Genomic DNA, 2,822 nt, shown 5'->3' with positions numbered 1-2,822 from the left:
GCTGTAGCGGGGCGGGTTACGGGGTGCGCGGCGCGTGTGACCTTCCGCGCTACAGCGGGGCTCCAGACCTGGGCGTGGACCTCACGCGAAGCCGAGTGAGCCGGCCGTGCGCAGGGAGCCCACGACTTCGCCCCGGGTGTTGAAGAGGCGCGGCTCCGCGTGGTGTTCCAGGCCCGTCATGGGCAGCGGGATGCCCTGCTGTTCGGCCACGAAGCGCAGCACCGTGAGGAGCGCGGGCGCGGCGCAGCGGGCATCGCCGTCCTCCACCTTGAGGGCCACGCCCAACCGGGCCCTGGGCAGCGCGGCGCAGTAGACGCCTTCCGCGCCAATCTTCACCACGGCCTCGCCCTGGAAGGCGGTCATCAGGTCCGTGCACGCGCGGCCCTTGCCCGCGACCAGGTCCGGGTGCGCGAGCATTGCTTCACGCAGGCGGCGCGCGGCGGGGTCCTCGGAGATGCCGAAGCGGGCCCACGCGGTGGCCATGGCGCGCAGGGGCAGTCCGAAGCACACCGCGAGACAGCCATCCACGCCCTTCACCAGCGCGTCGCGCGGCAGGCCCGTCCACTTCGCGATTTCATCCTGGATGCGCTCCTGCACCGGGTGTCCGGCGCTGGCGTAGCCCGTGGGGTCCCACCCGTGGTGCCGGGCCAGCGCGAGCATGCCGGCGTGCTTGCCGGAGCAGTTGTTCCACCGGGGCGTGAGCGCCACGCCCGCGCGCAGGGCCTCCTCCGCCACGGCCTGCGACAGCGACGGATGCGGACCGCACGCGAGCTGGTTCTCCTCACAGCCGGACGCTCGCAGCATCTGCATGGCGAGCGCGCGGTGCACGGGTTCGCTGGAGTGGGACGCGCACGCCAGCGCCAGCTCTCGCGGGCCGAAGCCGTAGCGGTCCGCGGCGCCGTCCTGCACCAGCGGGAGCGACTGGAAGGGCTTGGCCGCTGAACGCCAGAACGTGACGCGGTCCGGGTCTCCCGCCGCCGCGACGAGCGTGCTCTCCGCGCTCACCACCGCGACGGAGACGACGTGGAAGGATTCGACGAAGCCGGAGCGGGTGGACTCGATGACGAAGGTGGACATGGGCGTGGCGGCCCATAGCAGGACGGGCGTCCGCGTGTCCTGCCGCACCGGGACCCGCACCCGGGGGACGTGTCCGAAAAAGGGGATGCGGGGCTGGTGTCCGGGCGGGGCCTGCTGAATCCTTCGCGCCCCTCCTCCCAAGGAAGTCGCCGTGGTCCGCCTCTTCGTCCCCCTGCCCGAGCCCACCCCTTCCGACGTGACGCTCACGGGCGAGCGCCGTCACTACCTCGTGCACGTGCTGCGGCTGGAGGACGGCGACGCGCTGGAGGTGTTCGACGGCAAGGGCCGCGCCTTCGAGGCCCGCGTCACCGGACTGGGCGCGGAGGAGGTGCGGCTCGTGCTGGGCACCGTGCGCGTGACGCCGCCCGCGCGGGAGATGAGCGTGCTCCAGGGACTGCCCAAGGGGGACAAGCTGGAGTGGGTGCTGCAGAAGGGCACCGAATTGGGCGCCACCGCGTTCCATCCGGTGGCCACCGCGCGCAGCGTGGTGAAGCTGGAGCCGAAGCGCGCCGAGGAGCGCACCCAGCGGTGGGCAAAGATCGTCGAAGAGGCCGCGCGTCAGTGTCGTCGGGACGACGTGCCGCGCGTGCACCCGCCGCGTCCGCTCTTGGAGGCGGCGCGGTCACTGACGCCGGGCACGCTGCTGCTGGTGCTGGATGAGGAGGAGTCCGCGGTGCCGCTGGGTGAGGCGTTCCGGAGCGTGGGACCGCGGACGCCGGTGGCGCTGGTGATTGGTCCCGAAGGCGGCCTGGCGCGGGAAGAGGTCACCGGCCTGCGCGAGTTGGGAGCACGACCCGTCACGCTGGGTTCTCGCATCCTGCGGACGGAGACGGCGGCGCTCGCGGCGCTCGCGGTGATGCAGCACCTGGACGGGTCGCTCGGTTAGCAGGCGAGCGGACAGACCCTCCCTCCATCCCGGGTCACGGATCCGTGTGCCCATTCCTACGTTTCTGCCATTCGGGACCTCGCGGGTCCCTCAAAAGGAGAGACTCTCATGGGGATCATCGCATTCATCATCATCGGCCTCATCGCGGGCCTCATTGCTCGGGCCATCCTGCCGGGCAAGCAGAGCATGGGCCTGGTGGCCACCACCCTGCTGGGCATGGTGGGTTCGCTGGTGGGCGGCCTCATCGGTTCGCTGTTCCAGCGTGATGGGAAGCTCTTCGACCTGCACGCCTCCGGCATCATCATGTCCGTGGTGGGATCGATCCTCGTGCTACTCCTGGTCGGAGCAGCGGGACGGCGCCGCGTCCACGCCTAGCGTGAGCGCCCGCTCGCACCGTCCCTTCAAGGACGGTTGCCGAAGGGTTGATGAGCCCCTGACGGTTCCTCGGGCGAGGGACCTCGGGGGCTTGTCCTTTTCTTGCTACAGGCCTGAATGCGGCCTTTCATGGCGGCGGTTGTGCGCATCGCCAGGAGGATCCGTTGTCCAAGTGCCTGAAGTGCGGCGCCTCGCTGCCGCCGGTCGGAGATTGCACCGCTTGCGCCGCCACCGCCGCGCGCCCACCCACGGTCGCACCCGTCCCGAGCCTGCTCGACCGCGACATCCACATTGATCGCCGCAAGCTGGGGGAGCGCACCGCCCCGGTGGCCAATGAGGCCACCACCCTGGATGGCGAACCGCTGGAGCCGGAGACCCTGCGGGGCACGCCGGTGTTCGCGATGGAGCCTCCGCGCAGCCCCATCACCCCGCCGGGCATGACCCCGACGGTGCGCCCGGCCGCCGGTGCGCCCGTTCCTCCCGC

Annotated in this window: 3 protein-coding genes and 1 pseudogene; 3 read left to right on the top strand and 1 reads right to left on the bottom strand. The window is 71.4% G+C overall.

What is annotated here, in order from left to right; genetic code table 11:
- Nucleotides 1–81 precede the first annotated feature (81 nt).
- Nucleotides 82–1,077 (bottom strand): asparaginase, encoded by a 996-nt coding sequence (locus tag D7V88_RS40380; protein WP_120545813.1) that lies wholly within the window; start codon nt 1,075–1,077, stop codon nt 82–84.
- Between the two features lie 151 nt (nt 1,078–1,228).
- Between D7V88_RS40380 and D7V88_RS40375 the strand changes: the two genes are divergently transcribed.
- The 3 genes and pseudogenes from D7V88_RS40375 to D7V88_RS40365 form a co-directional block, all read left to right on the top strand.
- Entirely contained in the window at nt 1,229–1,963 is a 735-nt protein-coding gene (locus D7V88_RS40375) for a 16S rRNA (uracil(1498)-N(3))-methyltransferase (protein WP_120545812.1), read from the top strand.
- A gap of 108 nt (nt 1,964–2,071) precedes the next feature.
- The gene (locus D7V88_RS40370; RefSeq protein WP_120545811.1) at nt 2,072–2,338 is read left to right on the top strand and encodes a GlsB/YeaQ/YmgE family stress response membrane protein; all 267 of its coding nucleotides are present in this window, start codon (nt 2,072–2,074) and stop codon (nt 2,336–2,338) included.
- A 164-nt stretch (nt 2,339–2,502) separates the two neighbouring features.
- Nucleotides 2,503–2,822, top strand: a pseudogene (locus D7V88_RS40365) (hypothetical protein); the annotation flags it as partial.

It is taken from the genome of Corallococcus terminator (assembly GCF_003611635.1).
In the GTDB taxonomy this organism is placed as follows: Bacteria; Myxococcota; Myxococcia; order Myxococcales; family Myxococcaceae; genus Corallococcus; species Corallococcus terminator.
The sequence above is the reverse complement of the archived record's forward strand: the minus strand, read 5'-3'. Positions and strand labels throughout refer to the sequence as shown.

Coding starts and splice junctions, on each gene's coding strand:
- D7V88_RS40380 (WP_120545813.1), bottom strand. CDS start 1,077: ATGTCCACCTTCGTCATCGAGTCCACCCGCTCCGGCTTCGTCGAATCC.
- D7V88_RS40370 (WP_120545811.1), top strand. CDS start 2,072: ATGGGGATCATCGCATTCATCATCATCGGCCTCATCGCGGGCCTCATT.